This window comes from Tepidiphilus baoligensis (assembly GCF_012911495.1).
Classification (GTDB): Bacteria; Pseudomonadota; Gammaproteobacteria; order Burkholderiales; family Rhodocyclaceae; genus Tepidiphilus; species Tepidiphilus olei.
This window is the reverse complement of record NZ_JAAAUB010000049.1, coordinates 1-319: the sequence shown is the minus strand read 5'-3', so window position 1 is coordinate 319 and position 319 is coordinate 1. Positions and strand designations below refer to the sequence as shown.

The following is a 319-nucleotide window of genomic DNA, read 5'->3' as shown; positions in this document are numbered from 1 at the left end:
GTAGCGCGCTACCGTGAGCAGATGCGCGCGGCGGGGCTGCGGCCTGTCCAGTTTTGGGTGCCAGATACCCGCTCACCCGAGTTCAGGGCGCAGCTACGCACGCAGTGCCAAAGCCTGAAGGGCGACGCGGCGGAAGCCGAGGTGTTGCGCTTCACTGAAGCGGCTGCATTGGACATCGAAGGGTGGGATTGATGCAGCGAGGCGATCTCGTAACGGTTTCATTGCCAGGTGACTACGGTAAACCACGGCCCGCCCTGATCGTCCAATCCGACTTGCTCTCCGAGCTGGAAAGCGTGGTGCTGTGCCCGGTGACGAGCAA

Annotated in this window: 2 protein-coding genes; both read left to right on the top strand. The window is 63.0% G+C overall.

Annotated features, from left to right (window positions below):
• Window positions 1-192 (top strand): antitoxin MazE family protein (locus GV368_RS10965; RefSeq protein WP_206673414.1); only part of this gene is annotated, 192 nt, incomplete at its 5' end.
• Window positions 192-319 (top strand): type II toxin-antitoxin system PemK/MazF family toxin (locus GV368_RS10960; protein ID WP_169116545.1); only part of this gene is annotated, 128 nt, incomplete at its 3' end. The genes GV368_RS10965 and GV368_RS10960, both read left to right, overlap by 1 nt.